This window comes from Compostibacter hankyongensis, from assembly GCF_039541075.1.
In the GTDB taxonomy this organism is placed as follows: Bacteria; Bacteroidota; Bacteroidia; order Chitinophagales; family Chitinophagaceae; genus Compostibacter; species Compostibacter hankyongensis.
Map to the genome: position 1 here is coordinate 15,927 of NZ_BAABFN010000009.1, position 18,281 is coordinate 34,207.

General features: G+C 53.2%; 14 protein-coding genes. 6 read left to right on the top strand and 8 right to left on the bottom strand.

The features are described 5' to 3' along the window. Positions 1-30: 30 nt before the first annotated feature. The 3 genes from ABD851_RS14325 to ABD851_RS14335 form a co-directional block, all read right to left on the bottom strand. On the bottom strand, positions 31-1,908 hold the full coding sequence (locus ABD851_RS14325; RefSeq protein ID WP_344980464.1) for a RagB/SusD family nutrient uptake outer membrane protein: 1,878 nt from the start codon (positions 1,906-1,908) through the stop codon (positions 31-33). Positions 1,909-1,926: 18 nt separating this feature from the next. Beyond that, on the bottom strand, positions 1,927-5,346 hold the full coding sequence (locus ABD851_RS14330; RefSeq protein WP_344980467.1) for a TonB-dependent receptor: 3,420 nt from the start codon (positions 5,344-5,346) through the stop codon (positions 1,927-1,929). 315 nt (positions 5,347-5,661) lie between these two features. Further along, a complete protein-coding gene (locus ABD851_RS14335) occupies positions 5,662-6,756 on the bottom strand; it encodes a FecR domain-containing protein (protein WP_344980469.1) in 1,095 nt (364 codons plus the stop codon). A 132-nt stretch (positions 6,757-6,888) separates the two neighbouring features. On the opposite strand from ABD851_RS14335, the gene ABD851_RS14340 reads away from it, so the two are divergent. After that, positions 6,889-7,461, top strand: coding sequence for an RNA polymerase sigma-70 factor (locus tag ABD851_RS14340; protein ID WP_344980472.1), 573 nt, complete (start codon positions 6,889-6,891; stop codon positions 7,459-7,461). A 67-nt stretch (positions 7,462-7,528) separates the two neighbouring features. Beyond that, a complete protein-coding gene (locus tag ABD851_RS14345) occupies positions 7,529-8,491 on the top strand; it encodes a formylglycine-generating enzyme family protein (protein WP_344980474.1) in 963 nt (320 codons plus the stop codon). Positions 8,492-8,614: 123 nt separating this feature from the next. On the opposite strand, the gene ABD851_RS14350 is transcribed toward ABD851_RS14345, so the two are convergent. Further along, complete coding sequence (locus ABD851_RS14350) at positions 8,615-9,568, bottom strand: aldose 1-epimerase (protein WP_344980477.1); 954 nt, start codon at positions 9,566-9,568, stop codon at positions 8,615-8,617. Positions 9,569-9,680: 112 nt separating this feature from the next. Between ABD851_RS14350 and ABD851_RS14355 the strand changes: the two genes are divergently transcribed. Continuing rightward, positions 9,681-10,865 carry a C1 family peptidase gene (locus ABD851_RS14355; protein WP_344980479.1) on the top strand — a complete coding sequence of 395 codons (1,185 nt, stop codon included), beginning with the start codon at positions 9,681-9,683 and terminating at the stop codon, positions 10,863-10,865. Positions 10,866-10,892: 27 nt separating this feature from the next. Here ABD851_RS14355 and ABD851_RS14360 read toward each other — a convergent pair whose 3' ends face one another. Beyond that, positions 10,893-11,663, bottom strand: a complete 771-nt coding sequence (locus ABD851_RS14360; protein WP_344980481.1) for a DUF899 domain-containing protein — start codon at positions 11,661-11,663, stop codon at positions 10,893-10,895. A 57-nt stretch (positions 11,664-11,720) separates the two neighbouring features. After that, complete coding sequence (locus ABD851_RS14365) at positions 11,721-12,596, bottom strand: SRPBCC family protein (protein ID WP_344980483.1); 876 nt, start codon at positions 12,594-12,596, stop codon at positions 11,721-11,723. Between the two features lie 280 nt (positions 12,597-12,876). Between ABD851_RS14365 and ABD851_RS14370 the strand changes: the two genes are divergently transcribed. The 3 genes from ABD851_RS14370 to ABD851_RS14380 all read left to right on the top strand — a co-directional run bounded on the left by ABD851_RS14370 (position 12,877) and on the right by ABD851_RS14380 (position 14,838). Then, positions 12,877-13,878 (top strand): GlxA family transcriptional regulator, encoded by a 1,002-nt coding sequence (locus ABD851_RS14370; RefSeq protein WP_344980485.1) that lies wholly within the window; start codon positions 12,877-12,879, stop codon positions 13,876-13,878. Positions 13,879-14,056: 178 nt separating this feature from the next. After that, positions 14,057-14,395, top strand: a complete 339-nt coding sequence (locus tag ABD851_RS14375) for a single-stranded DNA-binding protein (protein ID WP_344980487.1) — start codon at positions 14,057-14,059, stop codon at positions 14,393-14,395. Positions 14,396-14,550: 155 nt separating this feature from the next. Next, a complete protein-coding gene (locus tag ABD851_RS14380; RefSeq protein WP_344980488.1) occupies positions 14,551-14,838 on the top strand; it encodes a GlsB/YeaQ/YmgE family stress response membrane protein in 288 nt (95 codons plus the stop codon). 5 nt (positions 14,839-14,843) lie between these two features. Here the strand turns inward: ABD851_RS14380 and ABD851_RS14385 are convergent, their stop codons facing one another. Together ABD851_RS14385 and ABD851_RS14390 are read right to left on the bottom strand one after the other, a co-directional pair. Next, a complete protein-coding gene (locus ABD851_RS14385; RefSeq protein ID WP_344980491.1) occupies positions 14,844-15,743 on the bottom strand; it encodes an SDR family oxidoreductase in 900 nt (299 codons plus the stop codon). Between the two features lie 165 nt (positions 15,744-15,908). Beyond that, entirely contained in the window at positions 15,909-18,050 is a 2,142-nt protein-coding gene (locus tag ABD851_RS14390) for a carboxy terminal-processing peptidase (protein WP_344980493.1), read from the bottom strand. Positions 18,051-18,281: the final 231 nt, after the last annotated feature.

Consider the following 18,281-nt stretch of genomic DNA (forward strand, 5'->3'; position numbering starts at 1 on the left):
TTTGCTTTTACAAACAATTCGCCGTAAGGATTACTGGTTAGGGTTCTGGATCAGCTTCGGGTTATTGCCCATTACATCGTCGGGTATACGCGAGTAATAGTTGCCCAGCCGGAAGCGGTGCGCGTTGGTAACCGCGCTGGGCATTACCTTTTTAAACACCCATTTGCCGTTATCGGGGTGACCGGGATCGTAAATCTTATACGGCCAGAGCCCGAATATGCGGGTGCTGGGCGCATCGGCCTTACCCGGCAGGGTGGTGAGGTCGGAAGACGCGCCGTTCCATACCTTATGCGCCAGCCGCCAGCGCTTCATATCGTAAAGCTCATGGCCTTCGAAGGCCAGCTCTACCTTTCGCTCGTGCACGACACGGTCAAAGGTAATATCCGCCGCTTTGAGCGGAACATTCAGCCCGGCCCTGGCCCGCACCTGGTTCATATAAACGGCGGCCTGATCTTTCTGTCCCAGCTCAAAGGCTGCTTCCGCGGCATTCAGCAACACTTCTCCATAACGGTAACGCACCCACCAAACCTCACTGCCCGTACCGATCTGTCCGGCGCCGGTAGAAGGGTCGAGGAATTTCCGGATATAGAATCCTGTTTGCGTGCCGTGCTCAAGCTGATCGATGGGCCCGTCGAAGCCCACCACCTGTACGTTGGGCTTTCCCGGCAGATCCTTTTTCTGGCCGAAGGTAGAGCCGGTAACGATGCTCCCGTTCGCCAACACATAGCCGGCCCAGATGTCGAGGTTCTGATCCCGGAACTGGGTGCCCGGAAGGATTACGGTACCGCCCAGGCGCGCGTCGCGGCCGCTGAAGATGTCCTGGGGATCGTCGTATGGGATATCGTCGCCCGTAGCGGGGTCCTTTACGGCAAAGGGGGCAAAGGTGTTGTCCAGCTTTTCGAACGACTGTGCCAGGTTCAGCGAGGGGTTCAGAAAACCGCTCCAGGACCCTTCCTCCGTAATGGAGTGAGGCTGGTTCTGTACGGTGAACTGCGTAGTCCGGCTTCTGATCAGGTAGTCCTTCGCAAAGATCACCTCCGGGTTCCCGCTTTTGTCTGTAAAGAGCTGGGAAAAGTTTTTCTGCAGGTCATCCGGGTTTTTCAGATACAGGGAATAGATATGGCTGTTGATCAGCTCCTGTGCGGCGTCCAGCGCGATACGGTAATAGGATTCCGCCTTTCCGGCCGGAATGCCCACCACATCTCCGGGGAGCGATACGGTGGGTGTAGTGGCCCCGTATCGGGCAATGGAGCCGGCGTACAGCGCGGCCCGGGACTTCATCGCCAGGGCGGCGCCCCAGGTAGCCCGGGACTTGGTGCCCGCATCCTTCGGGAGAAAATTGAGGGTCGAGTCCAGCTCGCTGATGACAAAGTCATATATCTCGGATTCCTTGTTACGCGGATGCTGCAGATACGTAGGGTCCCCGCTGTAGTTGTAATGCATGGTATCGAGGATCAGGGGCACTCCGCCCATCCGCTTTACCAGCTCGAAATAGACATTGGCCCGCAGGAATTGCGCCTCGGCCAAAAAGCGGTTGCGGTCCGTAGAGTCGAGCTTGTCCGCAAGCCGGCATTTCTGGATAAACAGATTGATATCGCGGATGTAACCATAGTCCCAGTAGTTACCGGAGGTATAATCGTAGGTCTGGTTCTGATGCCGGTGGTAGTCGCCGTAGCTCGAGGCAAAGGCTTCGTCGAAATCGGCAAAGTTGGCAAATTGCTCCAGCTGCTGATAGTCGGGAATACGGTCGTACAGGTCGGCCAGAACGGAAAAGACCAGCTTGGGATCTGACCATACCTGATCGTTCAGCAGTACGTCGGTCGGTTTTTTGTCCAGCCAGTCGTCCTGCATTTTGTTACACCCCAGGGCGGCAGTAACGACAAGCAGTATAAGACAAAGTTTCTTCATCGCTTCGTGTTTTAAGGGTCAGAAAGTCAGGTTAATGCCTACGTTCACAAACTTGCTCTGCGGGTATTGCAGACCGTTGTCAGCGCTTACTTCCGGATCCAGGAAGCTGGCGTTCTTCTTGAGGTTGTCGAAGGAGAAGAGGTCATAACCGTTGAGATAGATGCGGGCCTTTTCGATCTTTACCTTTTGGGTCCATCGGCCGGGAAGCGTATAGCCGAGCTCGAGGGTCCTCAGCCGGGCTTGCCGGATATTGATCAGCCACCAGGTAGAATTCTTATTGTAGTTGCTGTGCTCGGAGTCATTGAAGCGCAGGGGCGGATACTTGCCGGGTATCCAGGGACTGTTCAGGTCGAAAGGATCTTCGCGGTGCCAGCGGTCGGTATAGTCCTTAAGCAGGTTGCCGCCGTTCTGAAAAGGCCAGCGGGCTTCCCAGTTGCGGTTATAGGAATAGAGGCCCGCATAGGAGAAATCGGCGGTAAAGTCAATGCCCTTCCAGCCCAGGGTAATGCTCAAACCGCCGTAGAGCGCCGGCTGTCCGGCCGTATTATAACCAATGGGCCGCATATCATATTCGTCGATGGCACCGTCCCCGTTCGCATCCTTATAGATAAAGTCGCCGGGCAGCAGCGTCTTGTTGCCGAACCCGTCAATGTTCACCGGATAGTTGTTGATCTGTTCCTGCGAGCGGAACTGACCGGTGACTTCATACCCCCAGAAAATGCCTGCCCAGCGTTCCTCAACGGAATTACGGTAATGATCCCAGGAATTTCCCCAGGTAGGCTTATAGGTCTGCAGGTCCCTTTTCCGCGAATAGGACATGTTGCCGGAGACGGTGTACCGGAGCCCTCCTATCTTGTTGGTGTAGCTCAGCGCCACCTCGCCACCTACCTGGGCATCGCTGTTCAGGTTCTCATCCGGCAGGGTATAGCCCAGCTCACTGGGCACCACCACATCATATTTGGGGGCACGCAAGCCGGTGCGTTTGCGGTAAAAATAATCCAGCGATCCGGTAAGCTTCCCGTTCCCGAGAGAAAAGTCCAGCCCGACATCAAAGATGTGGCTGATGAACCAGGATACGCTGGTGATAGGCTCGCCCACATCCCGCGAGCTGGTGACGGCTTCACCGTCGAGGATCACGGTACCCTGGCCGAAGTGGTAGCCCGGGATATAGCCAAAGGGATCGATATACCGCGGATCGTCAACCGGGATACCTTCGTTGATATTGTCATCCCCCAGCTGCCCGTAAGAGACGCGCAGCTTGGCATCGTCAAGGACGCTGCCGGAGCCCGTCAGCGACTTGAAGAAAGGCTCGCCGGTAAAGCGCCATCCTGCCGAGAAGGAAGGAAAAAAGCCGGAGCGCTTGCCCGGGGCAAACTTCCAGGAAGCATCATAACGGCCGGAGGCTTCCAGGTAATACCGGCCGGCATAGTTGTAGGTAAGTCTGCCGATATAGCCGATGCGCGCCTCCTCATCGTCATGATCGTTATACTGATCGATAGTATTGGCCCGGATGATGTCCAGCTGGTTTACAGGCGGCACATCGTGCAGCCAGTTGCTGAGGGTCCGGCGCTGGTACCACTCCGTGACGAAGGTAGCGCCTATGGTATGCTGACCGAAGCTGTTGTTATAGCTGAGCTGTCCCTGCAGATCGCTTTCGGTGACCAGGTCCTGCTGGCGTTCCTGCCAGGGGTTGGCGCTGCCGCCATGCGGGGTATAGCTGCTGTCGGCAGGATTATAGATATAAGCATCGTAGGTAAATTCATGGTTGGTGAGGTATTGGTTGGCATAATAGTAAGAATATACAGCCCTGGCCGAAAGGCCTTTTACGGGCAGGTCGTAATCTGCATGGAAGTTGGTCTGCAGCACCCGCCAGTCCGACTGCCATTTGCCCGAACGCGCATAGGTCCACAAAGCGGCATTGTCGTTGTTGTGGCCGATATCATTGAGATACTCGGGATTGTTGTTGGCATAGGGATGCTCGGTGGGCGGATTACGCATGACGGCGAACAGGGGCTCCCAGTAGTCATCCACACCCGGCACACCGGGATTCTTTCTTTGCTCTATCCTGCCGTTGATATCCATCCCCACCTTCAGTCTTTCCCCGATGCGGGTATCGATATTGGACTGGATATTGGTGCGGTTGAAATTATACTGCCGGAACACGGCATCCTGGTTAAGCCGGGTAACGGAAAAATAATAGTTGGTCGTCTTGCTGCCGCCGGATACGTTTACGTTTACCGAGGTCTGGGGAGCGTTTTTCCGGAAAATAAAATCGCGCCAGTTGAAGCTCTGGTATCCGTATTCGGTGCCTTTCTTCCATTTTTCCAGCTCCTCGGGGGTAATATTGGTACTGCCGCCGCCGTTCATCTGGGCGTCGGCGGCCGCCGCCATCCACTGGTAAGCATTCAGCACATCGTTCGGATAGCGGAACATGTTCTGCCAGCCGGTGTAGGCATCGATCCTGACACGGGTGGGCATGTTCAGGCTGCCCCGCTTGGTGGTGACCACGACTACCCCGTTGGCCGCACGTACCCCGTAAATGGCCGCCGAGGCATCCTTCAGCACCGAGATGCTGGCGATATCATTGGGGGCGATGTTGTTGAACTGGCCTTCGTCTTTTACCACGCCGTCGATCACATAGAGCGGTGTGCCCATGTTCCTGATCTGAATGCCGGCCGAAGCGCCGGGACGGCCCTCAGACTGGCGGAAGGAAAGACCGCTGATCTTTCCGGCCAGGGAGGTGCTCACGGTGGAGCCGCCGTGTACTTTTTCGATGTCCTCGCTGGTCACGCTGGAGATAGCCCCGGTAAGGTCTTCCTTTTTCTGCGTGCCGTAGCCGATCACCACCACGTCTTTTAACGCCTTGGATGAGGACTCCAGCCGCACGTCAAGACTGGTCTGACCGCCGACAGGCACCTCTTTGGTGATATAACCCACATAAGTGAATACCAACGTATCGTTCAGCTCCGGTACATCGAGCGAAAAGGTCCCGTTCACGTCGGTTACCGTGCCGACACCCGTACCCTTGACCCGCACGGTCACGCCCGTGAGGGAAATACCTTTATCATCCTTCACCGTACCGTGAACGGTTATGGCATGCATGATAACGCTCATCCGCTTTAACGAAGCCAGCTCTTTCTTTGGGGTGATGACGATCAGGCGGTTGTTCAGCAGCTTATAGTCTACCCCGTTACCGGAGAGCATGCTGCGGAGGACGTTTTTCAGCGGTTCCTTTTTTACATTCAGGGAAACCGGCTTTTTATCGGCTACCAGATCAAGGGAATAGATAAAATGATAATCGGTTAGTCCCTCGAGCTTACTGAGCACATCCACAATAGTGGCATTTTCAACATTCAGGGTTACCTTATCGCTTTGTGAATAAGCAGCGGCAGATGCATCAAGTATTCCAACGAGCGTTAGCAAAACGGCCAGCTTCATAGCAATCAGTATTTTCGCTCCACCAGACAGCCCAGGATGCGATCTTCTGTTATTGTTTTTTTGCATAGATTTGAATTGGAGATTAAGCTGATGTCGGACTTTGCAAGAGGAAAACATCGGCAAAACAGTCTCGTTGCCGGGGAGTTCGCTCCCCGGTTTATCTACTTTCCGTAAAAGGCACGGCATTACCCTTCCCGGGCAGACCTGCGGCCTGCGGGTAAGACGGTAAACGCGCGGCTGGACAGATACTTAAGGCGGGTAATAATATACTACGAAGGACAGCATCATATTTTCATTTATAGGATCTGCATGGATCTATGGAGACATTTCGGAGTCCTGGCTGATCACCACCTCGCGATCATGGATACGATACCGGAAGGGTAAGGTAAGCTGCAGCGCATCCAACGCTTCTTTCAAAGTTTCCCTGTCGAAGTAACCGCTCAGCCGCTTGGCCACCAGGCTTTTGTCCAGAAAAATAAATGAGACATTGTATTTTCTCTCCATGGCCCTGGCTACCTGTCCGAAAGCTTCGCTGCGAAAGACCAGCACCCCTTCCGTCCAGGAAGAATAAAAAGAGGTATCCACGCTGATCACCTTCAGCTGATCCGAGATACGGTTAATGCTGACTTTTTCCCCCGGCTCGATCTTCCGGCTCATCTCGTGGTTATTGACCCGCACATTGAAGGCAATGGCGCCCCGGGTCAGCACGGCCTCGGTCAGTGAGTCATTCCCGTAAGCCGTTACGTTAAACCGGGTACCCAGCACGCTGATCGTGGCATATGCCGTTTTCACAATAAAAGGATGTTCTGCCGACTGCTTCACGTCAAAGAAAGCCTCGCCGGTAAGGTATACGATTCTTTTTCCCGATGCGCTGCTGCAGAAGCTGACAGATGTATTACCGTTCAGCCAGGCAACAGACCCGTCCGGCAATGTCCTCCGCTCCCTTTCTCCCGGCCGTGTTTTCAGATCAACTTTTGTATCGGTGTTTTTCAATCCGTTTTTTTCCGGCCGGTCATGCAGCGCAGCAGCATCTTCTGCGGTGGCCTTCCCACCTGCGGCGAACCCGGGCCGCCCGTGATCGTTGCGCCACCAACCTATGGCGGCAAACAGGATCGCCAGGACGGCAGCGGCTATTCCGATCCCGATCATCGGCCGGGACACAAAACGCGTTTTCTTTTGGGCGGCGACATCCTGGTTTTCGGATACTGCTTTCCACGCCCGGTCCACGTCAAAGCGGTATACATTGGTAGCCGTACCTACAGCGTACCACAAATCCCATAAGCGCTCAAATTCTTTAAAGTGCTCTGGCGTCTCCGCAAGCCATTGTTCAACCTTTATCGTTTCTTCTTCATCAGCTTCGCCGGCGATATATTTCAACAAAGGCGCTCGCATATCGCCCAAATCAGCCATAAAACCTGTGCTTTATCATAATAAGACAGTTCAAAAGAACGTTACCCCGACAAATATCTTTTTTATTCCGGAATATTTTTTAATCAGAAATCTATTTTTAATTTTAACAGGCAGAACTATCTCCGCCAACTTATGACACCGCTAACCCATCAGAGTGAGGAAGAGCTGACGCGTCTTTTACAGGAAGGAAACATATACGCCTATGAGCTCATCTTCAGAAGGTATTATGTAGGCTTATGCGGATTTGCCATACGGTTCGTGCAGGAACCCGAAGCAGCGGAAGAAATCGTACAGGGCATTTTTATGAAGCTCTGGGAAAAACGCGAAACGATCAACATCGACACTTCGCTCAAGTCCTATCTTTTCCGCAGCACCTTTAACCACTGCAGCAATCATCTCTCACATATCAAGATCCGCAACAATTATATTTCCAGGATACGCGAGAGCCTGCTCCGGGACGAATACCTGTCGGACCCCGTTATGGACAGCCTCGCTTATAAAGAGCTGAACGATAAGATCACCGCAGCCATTGAAGAGCTGCCTGCTTCGTGCAGGCAGATCTTTAAGATGAGCCGCTTCGACGGCCTCAAATATGCGGAAATAGCCGCCCAGCTCGATATTTCCGTAAAGACGATCGAAACCCAGATTTCCCGGGCGCTGATACGGCTGAGAAGATCGCTGCAGGAATTTCTGATCAATGCCTGAAATGATTTCAACCCAAGCCGATGAAAGACCAAGACGTCATTTCCGTAATACCTATAATTGATTTTTGATGTCCGCTACAGAAAACCAGCAAAAGCCTTCGTGCTGCACCGCTTCCCGGCAGGGAAAAATGCCGCCGCAGGCCCTCCCCGTCCCGTCGCAGGCGGAACAGCCATCCACAGACGATATAGTAGCGCTGCCGGGAGGATCGTTCCTGATGGGCACGGATGACGGCGAGGGATTTCCCGCCGACGGAGAAGGGCCGGTACGCGAGGTCTGGCTGGATGCTTTTCATATAGGCGCTACTGTGGTCACCAATCTTCAGTTTGCCGGCTTTATCAAAGCCACCGGCTATAAAACAGATGCCGAGCGATACGGCTGGTCTTTCGTCTTTTACGGGCTGTTATCTGCAGAAGCCCTCGACGAAGGACCGCAGGTGGCGGTAGAAACGCCCTGGTGGTGCGCTATCCCCGGAGCCACCTGGGACCGGCCGGAAGGACCGGGCACCCATATCAAAGACCGGATGGATCATCCCGTGGTGCATGTGTCCTGGAACGATGCCATGGCTTATTGCAGCTGGGCGGGCCGGCGGCTGCCTACAGAGGCGGAATGGGAATATGCCGCCCGGGGAGGTCTGATACAGAAAAAATATCCCTGGGGCGACGAGCTGACACCGGATGGAATACACCAATGCAACATCTGGCAGGGCACTTTCCCCGATCATAACAGTCTCGACGATGGCTTCCTGGGTACGGCTCCCGCCCGCAGCTTTGCCCCGAACGGTTACGGTCTTTATAATATGGCAGGGAATGTATGGGAATGGTGCGGCGACTGGTTTGATACGGATTTTCATATCCGCGGTCCGCGGGAGAATCCGCAAGGACCGGCACAAGGACAGACCCGGGTCATGCGGGGCGGCTCTTTTCTATGCCACCACTCCTACTGCAACCGGTACCGGGTAGCGGCGCGTTCCTCAAATACGCCGGACAGCTCCACCTCCAACCTCGGATTCCGCTGCGTCGCGGATAGCTGAATAAAATGCCCCGAAAAGAGGGTTCGCTGCCGCCGGGCCTACAGGGTCTGCCGGGCCTGTAACGGCAATGCCACCGGTCCGTATCCGGATCGGTACCACTAACAAGACCGGATATACGAAAGATCATTCCTGCAAAGCAGTGTACACTGCGGTGAAGGTTACCGTCTCGTCCGGTTCCGGTCGCTGCAGATACAGGTGGTTGTTGAATGCATCGGGGGGGCCGCTCAGGTGCTCGATAGCGATGCTTCGCCGTTCCGGCGGTATATAGATCTGCAGCACAGGGTAAGTATCCCCCGGGCTGAAAAGGATACGGATCCGTTTTTCGGGATCATACAGCTGCGCTACCGGTCCTTCTGCAGGCGTTGTTATAAAAGAGTTGTCCAGCTCCACACCACTTAGCGTCTCCGGCGCTCCGAACCGTTTGTTGGGTAGTAAACGACCGGTGGGGACAAGCCGCGCATCGAATTCCAGCAGGTGATCGGCACGAAACTGTAGCATCATTCGGTCTACCGGCGTGCCTGTCCGGAAGTAAGGATGCCATCCGTCCATCAGGGGTATGGGCACCTCCGACCGGTTATGAACAACGGTGCTGAGCGAGAGGCGGCAGCCGGGCTCCAGCCGGTAGATGACGGTACAGTCATAGTCGAAGGGATAACCCGGATCCTCATGGCGGTAAGGGTATGCAAGCGCTACTTCGGCCCCTGCGGCAGAGACACGGGTATGCTGCACCCGGAAGGGCTTGTCGTACAGCAGACCATGCAGCGCGCTGCCGTCCTTGCCGGTAGCAGAAAAAGCATAAGAATGCCCATCTGCTGTATATTTTCCCTCCGGTATACGACAGGCAAAAGGACTCAGCCGCGCCCCCCGGAAGCTTTGGCCCAGCTCCGCTTCCAGGCTTTGCCGGTCTGCATACTGCTCGATGAGATTCAGCCGTTCCGCTCCGGGCCGGGGAATATACCAGGCGTGCCACAGACACCCGTAACGGGGCAGCAGCTGTACGCGGCAGCCACTTTCCGCATCTGCCAGCTCCCAGATATCAAGTCCCTGCCGGTGATAATAATTAACGGAGAAGTGCATATTTTTCATACTGATAATCATCGGATAAGCCAAACATCCTTTCTACTGCATGTGCCGGTGACCGTAAAAGTAAAAATAATTCTAACTTAGCCACTTCCAAATCTGATGGCTTATGTATAACAAAACAGTTTTAACGCTTGCCTTGCTTTTGACCTGGGGCCTGAGCTACGCGCAGGTGGATCTGGTCAACAAAGTGATCAATAACAAAAGCGAGCAGGCCAGCAGCGGCTTTCATTTTACCACCGTGGTAAATGCAGAAACGACTCCCGTGGAAAACCAGGGCGCCTCCGGCACCTGCTGGAGCTATTCCACCAACTCCTTTCTGGAATCAGAGATGATCAAGGCCGGCAAACAGCCGGTACCGCTTTCCAAGATCTATACAGCGCGATGCTCTTATATCGATAAGGCGGAAAACTATGTGCGGATGCATGGCTCCCTGAACTGGGGCGACGGCGGCGAGCCGCACGATGTGGTCAATATGTATGCCAAATACGGTACCATGCCGGAGTCGGTATATACCGGTCTCCACTATGGCACAAAGCACAATAATTTTGGCGAAATGCAGGAAATATTAAAAGGAATGCTGGATGCCGTTGTCAAAAATAAGAACGGCACGCTGACGCCGGCATGGAAAAAAGCATTTACCGCCGTGCTGGATAGCTACCTGGGAGCAGTCCCCGAAAAATTCACTTATAATGGAAAGGACTATACGCCGGATAGCTTTGCAAAAGAAGTGGTTGGCCTGAACCCGGACAACTACGTGGAATTTATCTCCGTAACCACCTCTCCTTACTGGCAGAAGGCCATGATGATGGTGCCGGACAACTGGGCTTTCCAGCAGGACTGGAACATTCCGATGGACGATATTACCAAGATAATTGATCATGCCCTGAAGCAGGGTTATACCATCGCCTGGGGCACGGATGTCAGCGAGCCTTATTTCAGCTGGAAGAACGGGGTGGCTTATGTACCTGAACGCGATCTTGCTGCTATGACATCCCAGGAAAAAGCGGGGCTGTTCAACGGTCCGCAGCCCGAAATGAACATTACTCCCGAGCTGCGGCAGGAAGCCTTTGACAATTACAATACCACGGACGATCACGGGATGCAGATCACCGGTATTGCCAAAGACCAGAACGGCAAGGAATACTATATCGTAAAAAACTCCTGGGGTACCGACAACGATCACCAGGGCTATCTGTATGTAACAAAAGCCTTTGTAGCGTACAAGACCACCTCTTTCCTGGTCAATAAGAAGGGCGTACCGGAAGACATCCGGAAGAAAGTGGGGATCTGATTACAGCCGTATAAAAACCGGCTATGATCATTCACCGTATTCGTCATGACGGCGCCACCAGACGCCGCTGCTCTCATTACGTCCTTTCGGGGCCCGGTCCAGCCAGGGATATATACCCCAGAGGCTGTCCACGCCCCGCGCATAGGTGGAATAAGTATGATACACAACATCATCCTCCAGCACAAATGCGCTCATGCCCGGCCTTTCACGGTGATAGGCGGGAACATTGACCTCGCACATGGCGGCAAATCTGGCTTCTGCTCCATCCCCGCCTTCCTGGCCTTCCCGCCACTGCAGCTTGGGCTCGCGGCTGAAATTGTATTCGATGCCTGCACGCTGTTGCTCCTCGGTATAGGATGCGCAGAAGTCGTAATTGAAGCATCCGCCTTCGGCGGAAGCCCAGGGGAACGTCCATCCCATACGCTGTTTGTACGCCTGTAATTTTTCCAGAGGTGCCCGCGAAACCGCCCAGAGCATCACGTCATGATGGGCAAGGTGCACTGCAAACCCATTGAAGCCATCCGCGATCATCGAGCAGGAAGGACAGCCTGCCCTGAAGTCCGGGCCGAACATAAAGTGATAGACAAGCAGCTGCGAGCGGCCCCTGAAGAGGCCTGCAAGGGATGATTTGCCTTTGTCAGTATCGAAACTGTAATCCTTGTCGACCTTTACCCAGGGGAGGGCCTGCCGCTGCCGGGCCAGCTCGTCGCTGCGACGGGTGAGCTCTTTTTCGGCTTCCAGCAGTTTCAGCCGGGCTGCGAGCCATTCCTCGCGGGTTCCTGTTTTGTGATTGTTCATAGATGTCATTTTTATCTTTTATTTATAAAACGGTCAGATCAACGGAAAGATCCGGATTTACCATTTATTAGGCTGACCTTCGCCTTTTTTGATGAAATCGAACAGACTGACCTGGATATATTGAGTCCAGGCATAGTGGCAAACTTCGTAGCACTCGAGCGACGGAACAAGACCCTGGTGTGTGAACCGGAGCCGCGTTTGCCCCCCGGTCGCTGAGATTTCAAAAAGCACCGTAGTGCCCTTCCATTCCTGCTCTTCGGTATTCCCGAAGCTTTGATCCAGGACTATCCATACTATCCTTTTGTAAGGAACCAGTTCAATTATTTTAAAGTGAAACTGAAGCCTTTTATCTACGTAAAATTTGAATTCGTCATTGAGCTTATCCGTGCTGCCTTCGATATTATTCAGCCACCAGCCGCGAACGTTCTTGACAGCGGCAAATACTTCTTCAGGAGACTTATCAACCATAACAGCAGTGGTAAAAGAGGCATATTCATTTGAGATAGGATCTCCTTTTCCGGTCTCGATAAGATCCTTCAGGCTGGTCGTTATAAAAAAGCTCCAGGCCTTTGAGCAAACCTTGTAACATTCAAATTCCGGCGACAATCCCTGGTGCGTGAACTTGATTTCGGTTTTGCCGGCCTTCCGGGTTATTTCAAAAACAATCCTGGTGCCTTCCCATTCGTGTATGTTTTCTAAAAACATATTACAATGGCTTTCTACAATATCCCAGACGATCTTTTGCGGCGTCAGTTGCGTGATCTTAAAGGTCACATTGAGATACCGGTCGCGATGCGTGAATTCGCCGTTAAGCTCATCAGTTTTCCCTTCAATGTTTTCCGACCACCAACCCCGAACGTTGTTGATGGCGTTGAATACTTTTTCGGGGGCTTGGTCTACCTGAACGGCAGCGGTGAAATCATTATTTTTCATGGCTTTCATCATTTTGTAATTTAACCTTAATGATTCTCTATCCGGTAATTTGTTTTTCAGGAAGCTGTCCATTTTTATCCGCCCGGAACTAAGGTCTTTGGGGTCTTCCTGAATACCATAATGCAAAGCTATGGTCCATATTTCATTTGGGAAGGGTGCAAAATAGACTTCATAGCGGGTTAATATGGACATATAAAAGCTATCTTTGTAAAAAGACTATCCGTGAAACCGGTCATGATCATCCTGCCTGAGACGGATAATAAAAAACAACTACCCACAGATGAAACGTCTTACCATAATCGTTCCCGAGGGAGAGGGCAACAACCTGAGCAGCATAGTAGGGCCTTATAAAATATTCACCAGGGCCAATCAGTACCGGAAGGAAACCGGCCGGAAGGAGGTGTTCAAGATCGAACTGGCGGGCATTTCGGATGAGGTGGAATTCTATGACGGCCTGTTCAGCGTAAAGCCGCAGACGCGTGTTGCGGCTATAACCCGGACCGATCTGATCATCATTCCTTCGCTGAACCATAATTATCAGAAGACGGTAAAAGGAAACAAGCCGTTGATTGAGTGGATCGAAAAACAATATAAAAACGGAGCGGAAATAGCCAGCATCTGTACCGGGGCGTTTTTGCTGGCCTCCTCGGGGCTGCTGGACGGAAAGCCCTGCTCCACGCATTGGGCGGCCGCAGATACGTTCCGAACGATGTTCCCGGAGGTGAAGCTGCAAAGAGACAGGCTGATCACCGATGAAAACGGCATTTATACCAACGGCGGCGCCTATTCTTTCCTGAACCTGATGATCTACCTGGTAGAAAAATATTATGACCGGGAAACGGCTATTTTCTGCTCCAAAGTATTTCAGATTGAAATGGATCGGCAAAGCCAGTCGGGGTTTATCATATTCAAGGGACAAAAGCTGCACGAGGACGAAATCATAAAAGAGGCCCAGTCCTATATCGAAAAGAACCTCCAGGAAAAAATATCCATCGAACATCTGTCTTCGCGGTTTGCCGTCGGAAGACGGCACTTTGACAGAAGGTTTATCAAAGCCACCGGCAATACGCCTGTTGAGTATGCACAAAGGGTAAAGATCGAGGCCGCCAAGAAAGCATTTGAGACCACGCGCAAAAATATCAATGAGGTAATGTACGATGTCGGATATTCGGATGTAAAGGCTTTTCGTGAAGTTTTCCGAAAAATTACCGGTATGTCGCCCCTCGAATACCGGAACAAGTACAATAAGGAAGCCACCGTCAATATTTTCCCAAAATACTGACAATCAATTCTAATAACCGTGTTTAAACGTTTGTAAACGCTTATAACCATTTATATCCGAATACAAACGTTTAAAAACCGGCTATCGCTTTTCCCCCACCCTATCTTTGGTTCGTTGATCAACTACAGTACTGCCCGGCAGTCGGAGTGTTTGTTATTTCATCCTTAAATTTTGTATCATGAACCACGTAAGAAACAGTGTGCGCCTCATCGGCAACCTCGGCATGAACCCCGATATCCGGGAACTTGGAAACGGCAAAAAGATGGCCCGTTTCTCCCTGGCCACCAACGAAAGCCGCCGCGATGCGGAAGGCAACCGCGTCACCGAAACCTCCTGGCATCACCTCGTAGCCTGGGGAAAAAGCGCGGAGATCGCGGAACGTTTCCTGCACAAGGGCAGCGAAGTGGCCATCGAAGGAAAGCTGACCCACCGCCAGTATGTGGATCGCGAAGGGGTAAAACGGCAGTTCACCGAAATCGTCGTCAACGATTTCCTGATGCTGGGAAGCCGGCAATAACGTCTTGCTGCTCCATCCTTTGTTACACCCGGCAGGCACGCTTACGCCTGCCGGGTTTTTAAAATCGGTTGTTGAAAAGCGACTTTTAAAAAAAGGGAAAGCAGCGGGAATATGCGCATTTTACGATATATTTGTTTTGTCCAACTGCGTATGTTATGACACTTACCGGATTTCTGCTGCTCCTGCTGATCGCCGCCATTTGCGGCGCCGTGGGACAAAGTCTCGCAGGCTACTCCCTGGGAGGCTGCCTGGTCTCTATCGTTGTGGGTTTCGTGGGCGCCCTTATCGGGCAGTGGGTAGCGGACAAACTCGGATTACCGGCCATCCTCGAGGTCAACATCGAAGGGAAGCCCTTTCCCATTATCTGGGCAGTGATCGGGTCGGCCCTGTTCGCCCTGGTGGTGGGCTGGCTGCGGCGGGGCAGCGGCAGGCGGGCCGATTAACGCGGCTATTTCCCGGCGCCTTCTTCCATTACCGTTAATCCTTCCTTAAAAGTATGCGGCTGATACCCCAGCTGCTGCCGGCTTTTATCCAGCACAAAGCCCGTACGGGCCGGCCGCCGTGCCGGCTGTGTAAAGGTGCTTCCATCAGCTTTTTCGATCAGTCCCTTATCCAGCCCGAAATAATCCGCTACCTGCAGCGCCATATCATAAGGCGTGAGCAGCTCGCTCCCTGAAATATGAAAAACGCCGGTAGCGCGGCGCTCCGCCGCCAGGATACAGCCCGCCGCCAGATCGTCCACCAGCGTGGGCATGCGCCACTGGTCAGTAACCACCTTTATCTTCCGCCCGCTTTCGAGACTCTTTTTTACCCAAAGCACGATATTGGAACGGGCGGGGTCCTCCGCTACGCCGTACACCAGGATCGTCCGTATGACAGACCATTCCAGCCCGCTGCAGGGCAGCAGCTGTTCCGCAGCCAGCTTGCTCAACCCGTAATAATTTACCGGATTCGGCAGGGCGTCTTCCGGGTAAGGCCCCTGCTCACCGTCAAAGATAAAATCGGTGGAAACCAGCTGGAAATAAGCGCCCAGCTCCCGGGCTGCCTCCACCAGGTATCGCGTAGCCTGCACATTGCTCTGCCAGCAGCGTTCCCGTTGCGTTTCGCAATCGTCTACCTGCGTCATCGCCGCGGAATGGATGATGCTGTCGGGGGCTTCCCGCCGCATCACCTCCGATATCTGTGCAGGATCGGCAATATCCATCGGCGCGTATACATATCCTTCGCGGTCCCGCAAACGGTTCTCGCCCCGGGCGGTAGCCACCACGCTGCAATCCGGCATCTGCCGGAACTGCTTTACCAGGTGCTGCCCCAGCAAGCCGTTTGTACCGGTAATCAATACTTTCATTCGCTTTTGTTTTTATAACCAGCTTGGGCAGGCAAAAATGCCTTTCGCCCTTTACCCTTCACCCTTTACCGCTATAAAAAACCCCGGCAGGACGGGCCGGCTCAGCCGGCATCTTCCTGCCAGGGTCTTTGGGATATCGCACGGTCGGCTCAGTTTCTGGTCTGCTTAGTTTTTGGAAAGCTTCCCGGCGTTTTGCAACGTTGGTTTATCAATCATATCATCCATGACATGGAGGGTCTCCATCAGGTAAGGATCTTTTTCATACAGCTTCAGCAGATCGCGGTTGCGCCCTACCTTTACCGAATCGCTCCTGATATAGGACAGGTCTACCGGCAGGTTGGCAATGGAAAGCGGGGTTACCACGTCCTTCACCTTATCCAGCTGCTTCAGCTCGCTGTCGTCCGCCTTCTGTTCGGCCTTGAACTGCTGCATGTTCAGCGACATCACTTTGTTATCATCGATCTTCTTCAGGGCTGCCAGATTTTGACCGATCAGCTGAAAGGCCGGATTGTGGGCTACGCGGTAAGCGCTGCCCTTCCTGAGCACTTCGGTATTGAAAGTATCCTTCCAGGGTACATACGCGGCTTTTGATATCTCATCCCAGGGTAGGGCGGCCGAATCGGTTTTTTCCGCTATATCATAATAAGGATCTTTCAGGATAATATCCGGCGTCACCCCTTTTCGCTGCGTGGAACCGCCGTTCACCCGGTAGAATTTCTGGATGGTCAGCTTGATGGCGCCCAGATCGCCCAGCTTTTCCCGGTCGGCGGACGAGAGGAAATCGTTCAGATCGAACATACGCTGCACGGTTCCCTTCCCGTAGGTGCTGGGACTGCCGATGATCACGGCCCGCTTGTAGTCCTGCATGGCGGCGGCCAATATCTCGGAAGCGGAGGCGCTGTATTCGTTGACCATGATGGCCAGCGGACCGTCATAAGCCACAGCGGGATCGCGGTCTTTCAGCACGTCTACATTCCCGTTCCGCGAGCGTACCTGCACGATCGGCCCCTGCGGGATGAACAGGCCGGCGATATCGATAGCGTCCCCGAGGGAGCCGCCTCCGTTGAACCGCAGGTCCAGCACGATGCCTTCCACTTTTTCGGCCTTCAGCTTCTTGATCTCCTTGGCCACGTCATAGGCGCTGCTGCCGGGGCCGGTACGGCCCGTGCTGCTGAAGTAAAATTCGGGCAATACGATAAACCCGATCTTGTGCTTGCCGCCGATGGTATAGGAGCGGGCAAAGGTATCGTCCTGCTTGACCTCGCCGCGGGTGATCGCAATGGTTTTTACGGATCCGTCCACCTGCTTTACCGTCAGTTTCACAACGGTTCCCTTTTCACCGCGGATCAGCTTTACTGCATCCTGGGTGGTATATCCGGTAAGGTCCTCGGGTTCCTTCTCGGCCTGGCCTACCTTGAGGATCACATCCCCCGCCTTGAGCTCGCCCTCTTTCCAGGCCGGGCCGCCGGTGACGATGCTTTCCACCTTTACCTTATCCTCATCCTGGCGCAGCACAGCGCCCACCCCAAAAAAGGTTCCGGACATCTGCTCGTCGAAGTACCGCTTTTCCGCAGGCGCCATATAGTCCGTATGGGGGTCCATGCTGGTGGTGATCACATTCACAAACATGCTGAAGCGGTCGTCTTCGGTCAGGTGGGAATGCATACGGTCGAAGTACAGGTCGTAAATCCGTTTTACCTTTTGGCGGGCATCAGCTTCCAGCTGCTGGGGCGTCTCCGTTTTCAGGGTATCGCCGGTCTTGGCCTTGGCCTTCATTTCCTGCAGCTCCACCAGCTTGTCCAGCGTCCGGTATTTCATCATCTTCTCCCACCGGGTACGGGCCTCCGCCGCAGAAGCCGGGAATCCGGTCTTGTCGCGGTCGAGCTGTATGCTGTCTTTTTTTGTAAAATCAAACGGTTTTTCCAGCACCACCGGGTAAATAGACCTCGCCTGGCGGAAACGCAGATCAAAAATGGAATCGGTTTCCCGGATAAAGCCCAGCCGGCCCTCCCCGTTGATCTCGTTATCGATCAGATGCTCGTATTTCCGGAGATAGCTGATATCGGGCTGCAGAAAGAATTTCTTTTCCCCGTCCAGCTGGTCGATGTATTTGTTGAAGACGGTCTGGGAAAACTTGTCGTCAATATCTTTCGGATCGTAATGCCCCTGTTTCAATACCTGTCCTATCAACGCCACAATGGCCTCATCTTTTCCCGGAGGCGCGGCATGCTTTTTATAGGTCCCGAAAGCCAGGGCAGCCACGGCGGAACTCACCAACAAGGCAGGCACAATGAATTTCAATCGCATAGTCATCAAAGTTAATAATAAAAGCCGGGGTTCAAAATTAACCGAATCTGTCCATCTTTACCACGCCGCCGTTAAAGCAGATAGTAATTTAACAAATATTTACGCGGCTTGTTCTCCGGCGGGGCCGGGACAAGATAATATTTAATTTATAACGCGTTGTGCTATTAACGGGTGATTATTTATGGGAATAACAAATATGTATATAGTTATGAAATAAAAAATGTTGTGCAG